Here is a 16,148-nt window from a genome sequence, read left to right on the forward strand (position 1 = left end):
TCTTTTATTTACTGTAACTGCAAGAGTAATCTATGTTACTTAATTTTAACTTAAAGGTAAATTGATAAAGCAACCGTTCAATTTTTATACAAGTAGCGGTTTGAAAAATTGGATTTACCTAAAAAACACTGAGCTTAACTAACTAAATGCTTTTCTCTCTACAATTTCATTTTTATATGTTTTCAAAAATGAAATTGAATTGCCTCTCCGCCGTCTTTATCAAATTTTTGAATCATTCCAAACTTCTGCTAGTTTAGTAAACGAATCTATTTCTACAGGAGTTAGTCTATCTAAATCAATTAGTTGTTTTGGCGATTTAATATTAGCTACAGTTTTTTGTTCGTCCCTCTCTTTTAAACAACTGTTGAGGATAGACGCTTGTTTCACTTGACTCAGCCAATAATCACTTAGGTCATGGTCTTCGTTACCTTTATCATCCGAACTTAATAATTTAGTCTCGTTTTCTTCTACCATTGAATTAGTTTCAAAGTAAGAAATTATACCCTTGCATGTTGTTAAGGCTACCTCATATGCAATTGATTTTCGCACATCGTTATTTACAGGGACGTTTTCCTCGGTTTGATCAACTAGCGGCTCTCTGGTATTCACGTGACTATCAGTATTTTTCTCTGGATCACTTGAAATAATTTGCTCTATGATTTTCTTTTCCATATTTTTCATAAAAAACCTCAGCAAAGAAGAAATGAGCGTCTTTAGAACTAAATAACCTCTTTTTAATTTTATATAAAATATAACACACTTGTCCACCTAACCTAAAGTATATTCATAGTAGATGAATTAACAACTTAATAAAAGTAGGCATGATCTCTGAAAAATAAATCTATTTATGTATATATTATTAATCTGTGCTGTCATTATGAATGCTTCCTATCGACAGTATATACAGGAACATTAAAAAAGGTCATCCCTAAAAGTAGGAATGACCTTTCAATATTTAAACTCTTATAGAGCAGTGAAAAAGGCAATTAAGCCGAAAACAAAGCCAATGGCGTTGCAGGCAGCTATTGGAATATCACGATCTTCTTTAAAGAGTCCGTAAATAACCCATAGTAGCGTATTAATTGCTGTAGCGAGTGGCTGGATTGGATTGCCTTTAACTCCATGCAGATTACTAATAATTTGAGGAATGTAGGATACATACATAATAATTGCCGTCACAGAGGCAACCCATCCTAAAATTGTCATTGCTTTTTCTAATTTCATTGCTTCATCTCCTTGTCGCACAATTTTATCATTGTGTAATTCTTCACTCAAGAGCATTTAGTTTGGCTATAGTTTTTAAAAATATAGTCTTAGTTGAGGCCGATTGCTATGACAAAAGCCTTTAGCTTCAAGCTTATTTACAAGTTCAGTATAGAACAATTTGACTTAAAACTAGCAAAAAACGAACTGCTAAAACAGTTCGTTTCGCTGATCAAATAATTTTTGTACTATCAGTAGCTTGATTTAATTAATGAACTAATTGCGTGCTTAATTTCTTTGGGACTCGAGCTCTTATCAATAATTTTGCGAAAAGTCAGATTAGTTTGTAAATCAACAATGAAGTCAAATAATTTCTGTACACTTAGATAGTCTTGACGGGCAATTGCCAAGAGAAATACATATTTAACTTCATTTTTTTCGTCCCATTTGATTGGTTTATCTAAGCGAGCAAATGATACCTTTGATTTTTTCGTAGCATAGCCTAAGGAATGCGGGATAGCTATTTTTCCACCAATTGCGGTTGAATACATCTTTTCTCGTTCATCTACCCGTTGTTTGAAATCTTTGTTAACAATTTTTTTACGCTCTAAGTTTTTAATTAGCATATCGAGTAATTGCGCTTTGGATAACGGTTCTTGCACTAAGTAGATATTTTCCTCATCAAACAGCTTATTAATCGCGCGGTATGGATTATTAAGTGACTTCAAATATTCAGACAGTTGCAAGATATCATTGTGAAAATTAGTTAAATCAATTTGAATCACTGGTACCTTGGCATCAGTCAAAGGTACCATCGAAATGAGAAAGTCATTACCACTTGCTTTACCTGCTAGATACTCATCATAGGTATAAGTTCCCGTAATGTTTAAAAAGGACGCAAACTGAGTTTGCAATTTTGCGCGTACAAGTGCAGCTGTTGAAATTCCATTCCCACAAATTAGTGCAGCGTTTTTTTGAGACGAAAGATTTCCCTGTCGCTCAATTGAGGCACCTATATGGAGCGTAATGAAGGAGAGCTCATCATCATTCAATTTTAAATTGAGCATGTGCTCCAAAATTGGTGCTGAATAAGCCGTAATCTCATACGCATAGGGAAAAGTGGACAATATGACGTTTAACAACGGATTCTTCCGATTACCATTAACCGTCTTAATTTTCACTAGATTGGTTAAGTGTTGCGTCAAATTAACCCGCAGTTCACGATCATCTAATAAATCGATTGCAAACTCTTTTTTGATGTTTTCCAAAAAAATCGTAATGGCACTATTAATATTGTCCTTTATACTAACGTGATCATTTTCACTTACACATTCAGGATAATTCAAAGCAAAATGATAAATTAGGTCATTGGCCTCTACTTGATTGAACTCCACTTGGAATTCTGCTTCCAATTTTTGAAGTAGCTTTTGGACAGCTCTTTGAACTGGGGGCTTAATTTCCACCGAATTACCAGTCTCTAAGCGATAGCCCATCTTAATTCTCGAGATTGCTAAAGCTAGATGCAAGATAATGTTTTTAGTATTAATGTCCGATAAGTGGTAACTATAATGACGTAAAAAACCATGCACCGTTTCTTTTAACAAGTTCAAATCTAAGTTAGCAAAAATACTCTTCTCGCGTTCTGTAAAGTCAACGATATAGCTATTCGACTTCTTATTAATAAGTTTACTAATAATAAAATTGCGTTTGGCAGATTCAGAGCCGTCAACATAATACTCATCTCCATCTTTCACAACTCGTAGTTCAAAATCACTGAACTCTCTCTTAATTGTTACCAAGTATGTGAAGAAAGTATTATCACTGATAAACAGCTTCTCTGTCAGATCATCTAATTTAACACGACTATTAACCAATAAGTACTGCTCAACTTCAGCAATTCGCTCACCTGAACTTGAGGCTGGTAAATCACTTCGTGCCAATTCCGTTAGCTTTTGCTCCGTCTTTTTATCAAAATCACTTAGGTAAAAGCCCTCGCCTCGCTTATTTTTTATTTCAACTTGCAAGCTGCTTAATTCACGGTTTAATGCTTGAATATCGGATCTAATTGTCCTCGTACTTACATTGCACTTTTGAGCTAAAAAGGAGGCAGAAACGTAGCGGTTGGCGGAATTATTTAATAAAAATTCGAGGATTATTCCCAATCGTTTATAAGATAGTTTCATACAATCACTTCTTCTCATTTAGTTATATAAGTTACAAACTGCTATATTTGCTTAATCAAGGTCAACATGTCATAAGGGGCAATTTGGTAATCCTGGTCAATTATCTCTTCCAAACCGTTCACTACAGTAAAGCCAGCGTCCTTTAGATAAGAAACATCAACTACTTCTGCTGTCAGATTTGAAAGACGGAGAACCAAGTTGTTTTTAATTGTGTATGCAGGATACAGTGCTGAAACTTCAACATTTTGTTTGATATTTAGCCAAGATTCAGTTTGTTCAATCTTGGTTAATTTTGGTGAAAATTCAATATCCCATAACTTGTTATCAAGACGATTAACAAAGAGATTATATTTTTGCATCTGGTAACTAACAGATGGTGCATACCAATCGCTGATTACTTTTGTCAGTTTATTTTCTGCAAGCTCAGCATTACTTGGGGCATACAAACCAAACGAGAACTCATTAATTCCAGTTTCTTGAGCTAATGGCGTTGGCATCATGATATGGCCAACAGAAGTTGTGTCTCCAGATGCACGTCCAGGACGCCACAATAAGTCTGATTTACCCAGTTGTCCCGTAGTTGCCATAAGCGTGATATAAAGGGAATCGTCAACTTTTTCATATTCCTTTTGACCAGTTCCAAAGAAATAGAGACCGTCTCGTTTATCATGTAACCCGACTGCACGATCAAAAATATAAATGTTAACTGGTTTTTCAACAAATTCATCGTTCCAGTTATCATCAATCGCTTCATTTTCTGTTTGACGAAAACCACCTTGAATCTGCGCGTGTGCCGCCTTAGTCGTAATACCAGTTTTTAGACGCAAGCGTAAGCGATGTGACAAAGCCTGATTATCAATCGTTAATTTGGCTGAAATCACATCCGAAGTGGCTGCTATCGTTAAAATTAATTGATAGCTCACATCAACTGTTTTAGGCGCTTCGCCATCAACCCGGTCTTCCAAATCAAACGGTAATTGCCATGTGCCAGTTAGAATCAATCTTTCAATTCCATCAGCAACTTCTTTTTTGATTGTTCCATTCCAATCAAGTTGCTTCTCTTCATCCCCTCGAAGTGGCGAGAAATCATAGGTATCACCATCATTCGCTTGATCATAAATACTAATAACATCATTGAATGTCTTGTATTTAGTGCTTAAATAAAAGGCACCATCTTCAAAGGCCAGTTGAACCCGGTGATTACCAATTGATTTTCCACTTACGCTTTGGAACTCGTCTACTGCTTGATCACTATCCTCGAAATGCAGCACTTGATAACCTAAACCAGTCATTTTTACTTCTAGACTGACCTTGAGCTTAAAGTAGCCTGGTTCATCCTTAAATTCATAGCCGTTTGGCGTTAACTGCATAATATGTGGACGCGATTTAACTTCTTCTTTGTCCACAATCACAGCCTTATTCTCTGCTGGGAATTTAACTTGACTACTTTGACTAACTACTTCAACTGTTTTGCGTCCATTAAACTCGTATGGATCAGTATTAAAGACAATAACATCGTGATCAGACAGATTTAACCGTTGTGCGATTCTCTTCTTAATATAGTTTTCCACACCATCAGCAATCTCGTTTGCTTGCTTAATCCGGTGCTCCATGTCAACTGCAACATTATCAGTAACACTTCCACCCAAAGTGTCATGTGGTTGCAATTCAAATAATAATTTCCACAGTTTAACCACAATTCCATTTGAAATTGGAATATCTGCATACTTGGCAATTACCATAAGTGGTTCTAAACGTCTGGTAATAGCTTGTTCAAGTTCAAAATTACTACGCTTATTACGTGATCTAACCGATGTAATTGTCCGGTGAACTCGAGAATAAGTTGGGTATCTTAATTCCCCTTGATATTCTGGTAGTTTCTTAGAACGTAACTTGTTCATAAACTGTGGATATGTACTTATTTCGACATCATTTTGCGAAAGCTCGTTAACTTTTTCAATTGTTTTTGAAACATCTTGAATGATGTTCATTTGATCGATTCCAGAAGGAACCAAAACCTCGTCATTATTGCCATTTAATGCTTCAAATTCAATTCCCTTATCTAAGCGATTTTTGACAAAATCTTGTAAGTTGCGCTTTGATTCCAAATCGATTTGACCGGTGTAATACCCCAGTGGGAAATTTGCCGCAAAGACAGCTTTGCCACCCATTGCTTTCCATTTAAAGTATACAGAATTAGTTTGTCGTTTAAAATTCGTCCCACGCCAAGATAAAAAGTCATGGATTCCCACTTGGTTTAAAATCATTGGCAAGTTGGCATTAAAGCCAAAAGTGTCAGGCAAATAACCTAACATCATTGGTTCACCATAATTTTCTCTTGCATCGATAATACCGATAATCAAGTTACGCAATAACGACTCAGCACTCGGTATCATTGCATCTGTTTGGGTATACCATGGTCCAATGAATAGTTGCTTTCGGTTAACTAGGCGGTGAATTCGATCCTTAGCTTCAGGATGAATTTCGACATACTCGTCCACAATTGACATCTGGCCATCCAAAGTAAAGTTTGCTTCTGGATGATCCTCAAGTTCGTCCAAAACTTGTGTAAACAATTGGTCACTTAAAACCTGAGCATCCTGAGTAGTGAAATACCATTCTCGATCCCAGTGTGTGTGATTTACAAAATATGCTTTAACCATAATTTCTCCTATAATTCAAAATAAACTGTCATGAACTTAGCGTGATCAATTTCTGGCAGAACAACTGTCCGGTTGTCTACCTGCAAATCCGCAATTTTGTTTCCTAATAAATCGACTAGCTGAACCACTTGTGGCTGCTTATTAAACGTAATTTTGTCACCAACAGGGTGAAACAGCGGATTATACAATCTCATTTGGTAGCCTGTGCCTTTTTCTGTTTGTTCAACCGTACTGATAACTAACTGGTCATCGGTTTTAAAAAGACTGAGTTCAGGTTCAGTTGTGCGTTCAACCGGATTGAATGGGAAAGTTAATCGACCATTCAAAAATTCCGCATACTGATAGACCTGTAGTGGTGTCTCAAACGCTTTAACTTCGCTAGCCAAAGCAGCCTGATCATAGCCAGTTTGCATGGTTGTCATGGCTAACTCGAAGGATAAGTACTGATTTAGTTCAGCCTCAGGCGTTGTCACGGTTTCATCCCCCGATGCTCTTCCCGGTCGATAGAGCAAGTCGCGTTTTCCTAGCATTCCATATGTCCGGAAAACAGTTAATCTAATTGTGGCGTTGTCTTTTCCAATACATTCGTATTCACGAACTCCTTGTGGAATAAGTGCAAGCCCACGTTCATGATCGGACATCGCAACAAAGCTTTGAACAGTGTTAATCGAAATTGGCTTTTCTTGCCACGCACCTTGATTTTGGTGCCAGTCTTTTAAAGCTTGCTTCTTCGTCAGCGGACGTTTTATCGTACCAAACTGAATGTCGGCAATAGTTGTATTAGTAACTACTTCACTGTCAAAATCGATGCATAAACGGTGACTCTTTGGCAGTCTGTTATCGACATTAAGCTCAAATTTGATCAGTTTTGATGCCTGATCAAGTGTCACTATCATTTGCGTTGGCATCTTCACATCAGTCAAGCCCTTAGCCCGAGCAGCCAAATCACTTGGTACACTAAAATCATAGTCAATAATTAATTTGCTACTTAGTGCATTTTGGATGCATTGTGAATGATGCGGTTGCGCTGTTGAATAACTAACTAGATCCTGTTTGGCAGGTGAATAGTTGTAGGAGTCACCATCATCACCATTTTCTTCTAAGATTGCTTGTTTCCGATATAAGTGATTATTCAGTTTATCCAAAATGTCTAAACTACCATCAACATTTACTGAAATTTGATAGAATTCGTTTTCAATCTTGGTTCCAGTTTGTCTTGCTGGTAAGTCAATTTCCTGGTCCTGTTCTGAAAACAAAGATAACTGCTTGTAACCAAAAGCGGGTATCTTTGTTAATTGCATGTTCACATCAAGCTGATACACTTTTTCCGGTAAATAAATTGCTTGACCAGGATCAAGTTGAATTGTTGAGGACGTAATTAACTCAGTTACATCTTTGACAGCAGTGATTTCAAAGGGGATATTTTGCCCGTTATAATCTTGAATTTTGAAGTTACGACTTGGGGAATATATCCGTTTACTTACCACACCGCCGCGTTCAACTGGCAAGGTATTGAAAACGGTCAGTGTAATTGGGTGACTATCATTTTTAACACCTGTGGAAATTTGCCGTAAAGTTACTTCAACCAGCGCAGTCGCTATATCTTCGACCTTTTGATAGCGTGCTTTAATATCCGCATTTACCCGATCAGACACACAGTTCCCCATTGAATCATGTGCTGCATTCTTAGCCATTTTTTTCCACAAGTCTTCAAGCGTTTGGGTTGGATANGTCGCTATATCTTCGACCTTTTGATAGCGTGCTTTAATATCCGCATTTACCCGATCAGACACACAGTTCCCCATTGAATCATGTGCTGCATTCTTAGCCATTTTTTTCCACAAGTCTTCAAGCGTTTGGGTTGGATAAGGTAAGCCAAAATAGCTTCCCAGGGCAAGAACTGGTTCCACGACATTTGCAAGATAATTTTGCAATTTGGTGTTGAGGGCTTTTAAGTCGGCACGTGAAGATGAGATTGACTTATGAACACGCATGTCCTTGCCACAATCCTGTTCTCCAGTAATCAGTCGCAATTCAGGTTTAGCTTCTTTAACAGCCGTAATGTAATCCTCGAGTGAAGCAACTTCAAAAGTGAACTTTCCTTTATTTGCTTGATTAAGCCGCTCGATAAACTCAGGTAGGTCAAAACGTAGCGGTGCCATATCAGAGCCATTTGGAAACAGCACATTATCAGTTGAAGCTTGGTCAACAACTGTTTTAAATGGTTCTTCAGTCATTAACTGGGCTAGCTTAGTTTCATCGACTACGCCGCCAATAAAGTAACCACAGGCCATCCGGAAAACACTGATTTCTGAACCGTCCTCACCTTGCCAAGTAAATTCGGATTGCTTAGTGTCATCAAGTGAAAAGCCACGGTACAAAACAGCATCATCAATACCAAGCTGTTGATATATTTGGGGCATACTTGATTCTTGACCAAATGAATCAGGAACATAGGCAACGTTCATATGCCCACCTAATTCATCACTCTGCTTCATTCCAATACGTAAGTTGTTAATAATGCTTTCCCCAGAAGCTAGATACTGATCCGTTTGGGTATACCATGGTCCGAGAATTAGTTTCTTTTCTTTAACTAACTTCTCAACCCGCTTCCGCTCTTGCGGACGCCAGTTTAAATAATCCTCAATTAGTGAAGACTGACCGTCCAGCAAAAAAGAACCATATTGTCCTGAAGCTTCAAGATGATCAAGAACATCTTTTAAATCTTTTAGTAGATATACTTTCGCTTGGTCTGAGGTAAAGAACCATTCCCTATCCCAGTGAGTATGTGGAACGACAAAAACTTTTTTTACCATTTTTTCTCCTAAAAATAAAAAACTATAGCTAGAAAAGATTGATTTGATTCCCAACTATAGTTTTTTCGGTTTCATATTATTGGATGTTTAATTCAATATCATCATCACTCATTGATTCTTCACCAGGTGTAGAATCTTTGTCAGTAAAGTCAGCAACTAATGGAGCGACAATTGCAATAAACAAAGCACAAACTAGAATTCCGCCGAGGTAAGCTAAAATATTGTCGGCTGTTAAAATTCCAGGTAAACCGCCTAGAGGTGGGATATGTGATTTAACACCTAGCCATGCACCTGCTGCTGAACCAAGTGCACCACCGATAACGTTTACAATGATTAATTGAGGAGCCTTCATCATAAATGGAATAGCCCCTTCAGTAATTCCAAATGTACCCATAATTAAGTTGTTATGACCCATTTCTAGCAATTCTGCTGAGAAACGCTTCTTAGGCCAAATGAAACTCATAAGTGCATAACCCATTGGGATTGCACAAATGGCGATGTTGGTATACAGACATGGTTGGTAAATTCCTTCGATAAAGAAGAAGTTACCTACACCCCAAGCTGCCTTGTTGATAGGACCTCCAAGGTCTGAACCAATCATGGCGCCCATAATAGCAGCTAACAAAATAGCGTTTGTCTTTTGTTCTACCATGAACTTAACCCATGAGGTTAAGCCATTATTAAGCCAGGCAAGTGGCGGCGTTAAGACTACACCGACAAATAAAGCAACCGAACCAACGGTTAAAAGTGGCATAACAATTAATTCAATAGCTGAATTCCACTTTTCTGGAACTTTGATTTTACGGCACCAACGTGCAACATAACCTGCAATCAAACCAGCTGCAATCGCACCGATGAAGCCAAGTTGGTTATTGGTTGCTAATTGTCCACCGATAAAGCCGGCTCCCAAAGCTGGTTTGTCACCAAGCGCATAGGCAATGTAGCCACCAATAACCAGGTTAACTAGGCCGATACCTATCCAACCAACGGAGTTAATTTGATAAAGCAAGTGGAAAAAGCCACCGGTTTTAGCAAACTTGGAAAGATCACCATAACCAAAACACATACCAATTAATTGCGGAACACCAACAACTAGCGCACCACCAATAACTGTCGGGATCATGTAAGAGATCCCACTCATAATGGCTCCTTCCCATTCCTTCAAAATTCTCTTCATTTTTAGTTCTCCTTCTTAACCGCAGCAGCACACTTCTTCAAGACAGCTTTAGGTGCCTTAATACAGGTGTTGATATCTACTCGAATAATTGGTTTACCTTCAAAACGTTCCATACTAGTGATTTTTTGATCAGATGCAATCAAGACAAAGTCAGCTGCATCTGCTTCTGCTTGAGTAATTGGATTAACTGGACCCATCATCCCTTGTTGCTCAATTCTGACATTCCAATCTAATTCCTTACCCGCTTTTTCCAAGGCTTTAGCTGCCATCGGAGTGTGGGCTAATCCAGCTGGACATGCTGAAACTCCTACTACATTCATGGTTATTCTCCAATCTTTTGATTAATAAAGTTGGCTATCTCTTCTTTAGAAGTCAACTGACGTAACTCTTGTTTGAAATCATCTTCAAGTAAGGCAGTAGACAAACTTGCTAACATTTTCAAGTGCTCATCCCCAGCATTTTCTGGTGGCACCATCAACGCAAATACATCCGTCACCGGCTTGTCATCGTATGTTTGCCAATCAAGTGGTGTGGTCAATCTGAAGTAGATAAAACCTGGCCGCTTGACTGTCTCCGTTTTTGCATGTGGGATTGCAAAACCGTCTTCTAACCCAGTTGGATATTCTTGTTCTCTTGCCAAAAAGCTTTGCTCTAGTTCACTTGCATCTGCAGCAAAACCTGCATTACAAGCAACTTGCGAAGCATACTTTAAAAAGGAATCAACACTTTGCTCATTGACGTCCAAATAAACGTCATTAGCTGAAAATTTCATTACCTGTTCTCACTTCCTTATTTTGAAACCCTTTACATTTATTTATACTAGACTGTTATCAATATTTTGTAATTACAAGCTTTTTCCATATTAAGTGGAAAAAGCATATTTTTATTCACAGCTAATAAACAAGGTGCTAAAGCACTTTATGCAAATATGTCGCAGACTTCTGCGATGATTTTTGGCACAAAAACAGAGTCATTTATTTGAAAATGACTCTGCTAGAGCACTTAAATTGTTCTTTAATCTAATTCGGCATTTATTAAGTAAATGATAATCTTTCTTGAAAATTTCTAAAGCCGAGTATTCAAAATTGCACATAAGTTCAAACCATAATAAAGTATAAAACGCACTTTGTTAATGCACAGTTTACCTAGCAAGGAGGGAAATTGCTTTGAAGCAGAAAAGAACAATTGACTTAATTGAAGATGACTATTTTACTAGCAGAGATTGGCACCTAAAACTCGAACAAACAAGCGTAGCTTTGCTTGGCTGGCTATTTGTTTTTTTACCATTTTTTGGATTGGCCCTACCACTTTGGCAGCCTCACTTTGCATCCCTACTCCCCTTTAACTACAATACTGCTATTTTGCGTCCACTGGAATTTTTAACAAAATTCTTTGATGATTACTTCGTTTTTATCAGCATCACCTATCTAACATTAACTTTTTTAAACAATTATCGCTTCGCTGCTAGCTGGCGCGACCATCTCGTAGTTGACCAAGACCGGCAACAAGAGCGTTCACAACTAGTCGAACAGGCCTGGCAGGAGAAATTTGGTAACTTGGACGAACGGCACAACTGCAGTTTTTACTGCGTTGAGCCGCAACAAAACCTTGAGACTGACTTTGCTCAGACACTATTCGCCAAAGGAGAAAGGAAGTTATGACATCAATCTGGCTCTTAGCTAAAACAGTTTTTAAAGTATTATTTTTGATTTTAGTTTCCTACCCAATCTTAGGCGGTTTGGCCTGGTTCGTCGGTGGACTTTGTTACAAATATGTTTTTAAAAACAAAAAGAATGACTTCACGATTTTGGACTCACGTGAACAGCCTTTTATTACCATCATGGTGCCTGCTCATAATGAAGAGGTCACAATTGAAGAAACGATTAGCTATCTTCTTAATGAGTTAAACTACACTAATTATGAAGTACTAGTGATTGACGATTGCTCAACCGACAATACGCCCAAAATTCTGCGTAAATTGCAGCAACAATCCAACCGATTGCGTGTAATTCGCTTAGCTGAAAATAAGGGTAAGGCTCATGCTTTTAATATCGGGCTCGCCTTTGCTAAAGGTGATTTAGTACTCAGCAACGATGCGGATACACTTCCAGAAGCAGATGCTCTGATGCGCTACGTTAACTATTTTAATAGTCCCGAAGGTCAAAATATCGCTGCCGTGACTTCTAATGTGGAAGTTAGAAATAGAACCAAGTTGATTACCAAATCGACCACAGTTGAATTTTCAAGCATTGTTGGCATTATTAAAAGGGCCGAAATGGGTGTGTTCGGCAGTATTTTTGCCTATAGCGGTGCGAACACGATGTACCGCAAGAGCGCCTTAATTGATGTGGGGATGTTTCGACAGGACCGGGCAACCGAAGACATCAGTGTTGCTTGGGACCACCAACTGAACAACTGGTTGGCAGTTTTTGCCCCTGAAATCATTTCTTACACACTTGTCCCAGAAACGCTCAAAGAACTCTACCACCAACGTAAGCGCTGGGCAAAGGGTGGAACCGAAGTTTGGTTGACCAATTTAAGAAAGGTTTTACGCCATCCACTCAAAAATTTAGGTGAGTCATTAATGTTACTGGATCAAACACTTAGCATTTGTTGGTCTTTCTTCTTCTGGTTAGCCACATTTGTTTTCACCTATTTAGTAGGTAATTTTGCACTTACACAAAATTGGTCCCAGTTAGTTTACTTGTTATTCTCCGCTTTAATCTTGATTTGCTTTGAAATGATTGCGGGTACAATGCAATTAGTTATCGCACTAATGATTGACCGCAAAGGCAATAAGATTGAGTATTTACTATTTGCGCCAATTTACCTATTATGTTTGTGGATTATCAACACACTTACTATTGTGACAACTTTTGTTCCTGCAATTAAAACTATCTTGGGTCATGGCTCTGGAACTTGGATCAGTCCTTCACGCTAGTTTTTAATTTATCCACACAAAAAAGCCACCTAGCTCTATGCTAGATGGCTTTTATTTTTTCCTGTAATTATGCAAACCATGGTTCCATAATTGTCAGACTTGGCTGATCAAAGTCGATTTCCGCTAACGCACCATACGGCAATGCCGTATGTGGGTAAGCGTGTCCAAAGTTAGCGTTATACAAAATAGGTGTATTGTATTCTTGTGTTACTTCAAGCAGTTCTTTTTGATATTCAGCAAAGTACTTTTTGTTTTGAGGTTTGCCAACTAAAATTGCTTGCGCATTTTCAAGAATTCCAGCTTCAGCGAGGCGCGTCAACTTTTTCCGATACAAAGCTGGTTCCGGCTGTTCTTCAGAAGTTTCAAGAAAGATGATTTTGTCCTTAGTTTCTTCTGGCTTTAAAAGCAATTGATAACGTGCAATCACTGCTGGTTCATCGCTATAGCGCTCTCCATCTAGTGCATCATAAATGCTATCGATACAGCCACCCCACAAATGACCTTGAACTTGTCCGTGTCCACGCAAGACTTGATATCCAGAATCTTGGTGACTGAAACGTGGTTGGCCAACTTGGGCAGCAGAAAAATCTGTTCTTTCCTCATACCAAATTTCACTCGCTGGAATTTCAGTAGTGGCAGGATTAGTGAAAAAGTGCTCGATTGTCTTCTTCGTATACGGCAGCATTTCTGTATCAAGTTCTGCAAAATCGTTTAAAAAGCTTGGACCATAAAAGCTCTGCATCCCTAGCCGGTAAAACATCAGATGGTCAATTGTTGTGTCTGAAAAACCGGTGAACAGTTTTGGCTGCTTAACCACTGCCTGTTTAAATTCTTCGTCTTCCATTAAAAAGGGCAAAATCTTGAATGTGTCATCGCCGCCAATAGCCGCAATTATTCCTTTTATTTCTGGATCAAGAAAAGCTTGTTTCAGATCGGCCGCCCTTTTTTCAGGATGATTTTTGACAAAATCTATTCCTTTAAGGGCATTAGGCATAAAAACAGGGGTTAACCCAAGTTCTTCAATTCTTTTTTTACCCAGCTTAAGTTGATGAGCTGCAAAGTCCTCACCTAGTGTTCCCTGCGAAAGGCTCACAACAGCAATTTTGTCACCTTGAGCTAATTTAGATGGTTTTTTCAACATTATAATCCACTCCTTCTTGTGCCGTTTGCACTTAGTAAAAAATTGTTATTGCTGATTATGCTGGTTTAAAGACAAGAAGTCAATTTGAATTAAAGGTGGTTTTGAAAATGAGTTCAGTTACTTTAGTCCTATTCCACTGTAATTGTTCCTTTTGCTGCGAATACTTCGAGGTTGTTTTTAGCTGACAACTTCTTGGTTAACTTATTATTGATTTTCTGCCCCTTGTATCTAATATTTGGTCCGCCGGCTGCGAGCTTGTAGCTGAGGTTAGGCGCAGCTTTAATTGTAAAATCGCCTTTTCTTAGCATTTGGAAAGAGTTTCGGTTAATTAGTTGTGAGTCAGTAATCGCTACCTGACTTGAGTATGCTTTGGCATCCGCAGTTAATTTGCTGTGATCAATTTTTAATTGACCTCCATGAATTGTAATAAGCGACTTACCGATATCTGAATTACCAATATCTATCCGATGATTACCATAGCTAGCAAAAATGGTCTTCTTAGCAGTTAGTTTATCCACAGTAACTTTACCATTTTGTGCATTCGCAAAAAGATCATTTATTGAGATACTTTTGATATTAAGGTTGCCTTTGTCGCTACTACTATCAACTTCAGCTAAATATTTGTTTTTAGGAATCGTGATATCGATTCGAGAGCTGTCATTTCGCCAATTAATCGCAACCGGACGAGATTCGTTAATTTCAAGTCGCTTTTTTCTAACTTTGGCTTTGACTGCGTTAGGGTTTAATCCAGTAACTGTAATTTGATACTTTTTACCAGAATGCAAATAAATATCAGAGTTGTCAGTTTGTACAATAATTTGATCAAAGTTAGGGCTGGTAGTTAACTCGCGTTTATGTAGCGTACTGCCAGAAGTTTCAAAGGTAAATTGATTATGATTATCGAATACTGGATTGACTCCAGCATTCGCCCAACCTAGTAGTGCAGTAATTATACCGATAACCCCGATTAGCCCAGTTATTTGGTAAAATTTTTTCATCATTATCCCTCCGTTTTCATTGCAGAATTTGTTTTATAATAATGGTTCTTGAAAATTTTTCTACCTAGATAGCGGAAAAAGATTGTGCATTCAGCGATCAAGAAGTGAATGAATTTAATAATTAGCGGGAATAAGAATAGACTCAAGCTAATCAGGCAAATACTAATTCCTGTGTAAAACAACCCTGTTGACCAAGAATTGCTAAAAAGTAATCCACAAGTTTTTAACAGGATGAAAACTCCCAATGCAAATAAGCCAACCGTAGTCAGTACAACAGCAACAAAAATTCCGCAAAATGCAACTAGAGCCGCAATCATCAAAAAACACGTTACTAAGACCAAGGGAATGCCAACGGGCGCCGCTAAAACACCAAGCAAAATTAGCCAAATTGTTTTTAGGTTGGTTTTGGAGCTTGGTTTTTCATGCATATCAGGTTGGGGTACATCCTTGGAGACTGAGTAATCTGCCAAAATCATACGTGCCAACTGCTTTGGTGTACCTAAATCCTTGATAATCTCCTTTTCACTACTAAAATTGCCATCAAATAAAAATTCTTGGTAAAACTCAATTACATCTTGGCGTTCATCATGCGGAAGATCTAGTAAATTATTGTTTAAGTCATTAATATACTTTTTAATTATTTTATCCATTTTCTTCTCCCATCAACTCATTAATTTTGTTACTAAAACTCCACCATTCCTTAGCAATTGTGTGTAATTCAGTGCTTCCTGCTGCTGTAATCTTATAGTAACGGCGATTACGACCATGATATGAATGATCATAAGTAGTAACAAGCTGCTGCTTTTTTAACCGTCTAAGTACGGGATATATTGAAGAATCTGATACAGCAAAAAAGATCTAACACGCTTAGCAATTGCATACCCATAAAGACTTTCTTCATTAATAAAGGATAAAATTGCACCGTCAAGCAAGCGTGACTGAATTTGAAAATGCATGCTTCCATCTCCTCTATACTATATTTTATATAATATTGTAGAACTTAAAAATATGTTATGCAAGCCATCA

At 37.9% G+C, this 16,148-nt stretch carries 15 protein-coding genes; 2 read left to right on the forward strand and 13 right to left on the reverse strand.

Annotated elements, in window-relative coordinates:
• Positions 1 to 219: 219 nt before the first annotated feature.
• From CRG87_RS05510 to CRG87_RS05545, 8 genes are all read right to left on the reverse strand, one after another.
• On the reverse strand, positions 220 to 672 hold the full coding sequence (locus CRG87_RS05510; RefSeq protein WP_165775963.1) for a hypothetical protein: 453 nt from the start codon (positions 670 to 672) through the stop codon (positions 220 to 222).
• Positions 673 to 963: 291 nt separating this feature from the next.
• Positions 964 to 1,224 (reverse strand): SemiSWEET family transporter, encoded by a 261-nt coding sequence (locus CRG87_RS05515; RefSeq protein ID WP_074425732.1) that lies wholly within the window; start codon positions 1,222 to 1,224, stop codon positions 964 to 966.
• Between the two features lie 230 nt (positions 1,225 to 1,454).
• Positions 1,455 to 3,386: a BglG family transcription antiterminator gene (locus CRG87_RS05520; protein WP_074425733.1), complete on the reverse strand. Its 1,932-nt coding sequence runs from the start codon at positions 3,384 to 3,386 to the stop codon at positions 1,455 to 1,457.
• A 41-nt stretch (positions 3,387 to 3,427) separates the two neighbouring features.
• Positions 3,428 to 6,049 (reverse strand): glycoside hydrolase family 38 N-terminal domain-containing protein, encoded by a 2,622-nt coding sequence (locus CRG87_RS05525; protein ID WP_074425734.1) that lies wholly within the window; start codon positions 6,047 to 6,049, stop codon positions 3,428 to 3,430.
• 8 nt (positions 6,050 to 6,057) lie between these two features.
• The gene (locus CRG87_RS05530; protein ID WP_101138693.1) at positions 6,058 to 8,865 is read right to left on the reverse strand and encodes a glycoside hydrolase family 38 N-terminal domain-containing protein; all 2,808 of its coding nucleotides are present in this window, start codon (positions 8,863 to 8,865) and stop codon (positions 6,058 to 6,060) included.
• Positions 8,866 to 8,941: 76 nt separating this feature from the next.
• The gene (locus CRG87_RS05535) at positions 8,942 to 10,042 is read right to left on the reverse strand and encodes a PTS fructose transporter subunit IIC (protein WP_046307501.1); all 1,101 of its coding nucleotides are present in this window, start codon (positions 10,040 to 10,042) and stop codon (positions 8,942 to 8,944) included.
• A gap of 2 nt (positions 10,043 to 10,044) precedes the next feature.
• Positions 10,045 to 10,362, reverse strand: a complete 318-nt coding sequence (locus CRG87_RS05540) for a PTS fructose transporter subunit IIB (RefSeq protein WP_046307502.1) — start codon at positions 10,360 to 10,362, stop codon at positions 10,045 to 10,047.
• Positions 10,363 to 10,364: 2 nt separating this feature from the next.
• Positions 10,365 to 10,814: a PTS sugar transporter subunit IIA gene (locus tag CRG87_RS05545; protein WP_074425736.1), complete on the reverse strand. Its 450-nt coding sequence runs from the start codon at positions 10,812 to 10,814 to the stop codon at positions 10,365 to 10,367.
• A gap of 394 nt (positions 10,815 to 11,208) precedes the next feature.
• Between CRG87_RS05545 and CRG87_RS05550 the strand changes: the two genes are divergently transcribed.
• On the forward strand, positions 11,209 to 11,703 hold the full coding sequence (locus tag CRG87_RS05550) for a hypothetical protein (RefSeq protein WP_074425737.1): 495 nt from the start codon (positions 11,209 to 11,211) through the stop codon (positions 11,701 to 11,703).
• The gene (locus tag CRG87_RS05555) at positions 11,700 to 12,983 is read left to right on the forward strand and encodes a glycosyltransferase family 2 protein (protein WP_074425738.1); all 1,284 of its coding nucleotides are present in this window, start codon (positions 11,700 to 11,702) and stop codon (positions 12,981 to 12,983) included. Before CRG87_RS05550 ends, CRG87_RS05555 begins: the two co-directional genes overlap by 4 nt.
• Before the next feature lie 67 nt (positions 12,984 to 13,050).
• Here CRG87_RS05555 and CRG87_RS05560 read toward each other — a convergent pair whose 3' ends face one another.
• The 5 genes from CRG87_RS05560 to CRG87_RS08245 all read right to left on the reverse strand — a co-directional run bounded on the left by CRG87_RS05560 (position 13,051) and on the right by CRG87_RS08245 (position 16,078).
• A complete protein-coding gene (locus tag CRG87_RS05560; protein ID WP_165775964.1) occupies positions 13,051 to 14,121 on the reverse strand; it encodes a S66 family peptidase in 1,071 nt (356 codons plus the stop codon).
• Between the two features lie 131 nt (positions 14,122 to 14,252).
• Positions 14,253 to 15,125, reverse strand: coding sequence for a DUF4097 family beta strand repeat-containing protein (locus CRG87_RS05565; protein ID WP_083213199.1), 873 nt, complete (start codon positions 15,123 to 15,125; stop codon positions 14,253 to 14,255).
• Positions 15,125 to 15,772, reverse strand: coding sequence for a DUF1700 domain-containing protein (locus tag CRG87_RS05570; RefSeq protein ID WP_074425740.1), 648 nt, complete (start codon positions 15,770 to 15,772; stop codon positions 15,125 to 15,127). Before CRG87_RS05570 ends, CRG87_RS05565 begins: the two co-directional genes overlap by 1 nt.
• Entirely contained in the window at positions 15,765 to 15,980 is a 216-nt protein-coding gene (locus CRG87_RS05575; RefSeq protein ID WP_306452977.1) for a PadR family transcriptional regulator, read from the reverse strand. The genes CRG87_RS05570 and CRG87_RS05575 overlap by 8 nt, the downstream gene beginning before the upstream one ends.
• Positions 15,929 to 16,078 carry a hypothetical protein gene (locus CRG87_RS08245; protein ID WP_306452975.1) on the reverse strand — a complete coding sequence of 50 codons (150 nt, stop codon included), beginning with the start codon at positions 16,076 to 16,078 and terminating at the stop codon, positions 15,929 to 15,931. Before CRG87_RS08245 ends, CRG87_RS05575 begins: the two co-directional genes overlap by 52 nt.
• Positions 16,079 to 16,148: the final 70 nt, after the last annotated feature.

Source organism: Lactobacillus apis (assembly GCF_002837055.1).
GTDB classification, from domain to species: domain Bacteria; phylum Bacillota; class Bacilli; order Lactobacillales; family Lactobacillaceae; genus Lactobacillus; species Lactobacillus apis.

Excerpts from the sequence above, each read along its gene's own strand:
- CRG87_RS05510 (WP_165775963.1), bottom strand. The coding sequence starts at position 672 with ATGGAAAAGAAAATCATAGAGCAAATTATTTCAAGTGATCCAGAGAAA.
- CRG87_RS05540 (WP_046307502.1), bottom strand. The coding sequence starts at position 10,362 with ATGAATGTAGTAGGAGTTTCAGCATGTCCAGCTGGATTAGCCCACACT.
- CRG87_RS05555 (WP_074425738.1), top strand. The coding sequence starts at position 11,700 with ATGACATCAATCTGGCTCTTAGCTAAAACAGTTTTTAAAGTATTATTT.
- CRG87_RS05520 (WP_074425733.1), bottom strand. The coding sequence starts at position 3,386 with ATGAAACTATCTTATAAACGATTGGGAATAATCCTCGAATTTTTATTA.
- CRG87_RS05525 (WP_074425734.1), bottom strand. The coding sequence starts at position 6,049 with ATGGTTAAAGCATATTTTGTAAATCACACACACTGGGATCGAGAATGG.
- CRG87_RS05570 (WP_074425740.1), bottom strand. The coding sequence starts at position 15,772 with ATGGATAAAATAATTAAAAAGTATATTAATGACTTAAACAATAATTTA.
- CRG87_RS05515 (WP_074425732.1), bottom strand. The coding sequence starts at position 1,224 with ATGAAATTAGAAAAAGCAATGACAATTTTAGGATGGGTTGCCTCTGTG.
- CRG87_RS05565 (WP_083213199.1), bottom strand. The coding sequence starts at position 15,125 with ATGATGAAAAAATTTTACCAAATAACTGGGCTAATCGGGGTTATCGGT.
- CRG87_RS05535 (WP_046307501.1), bottom strand. The coding sequence starts at position 10,042 with ATGAAGAGAATTTTGAAGGAATGGGAAGGAGCCATTATGAGTGGGATC.
- CRG87_RS08245 (WP_306452975.1), bottom strand. The coding sequence starts at position 16,078 with ATGCATTTTCAAATTCAGTCACGCTTGCTTGACGGTGCAATTTTATCC.
- CRG87_RS05545 (WP_074425736.1), bottom strand. The coding sequence starts at position 10,814 with ATGAAATTTTCAGCTAATGACGTTTATTTGGACGTCAATGAGCAAAGT.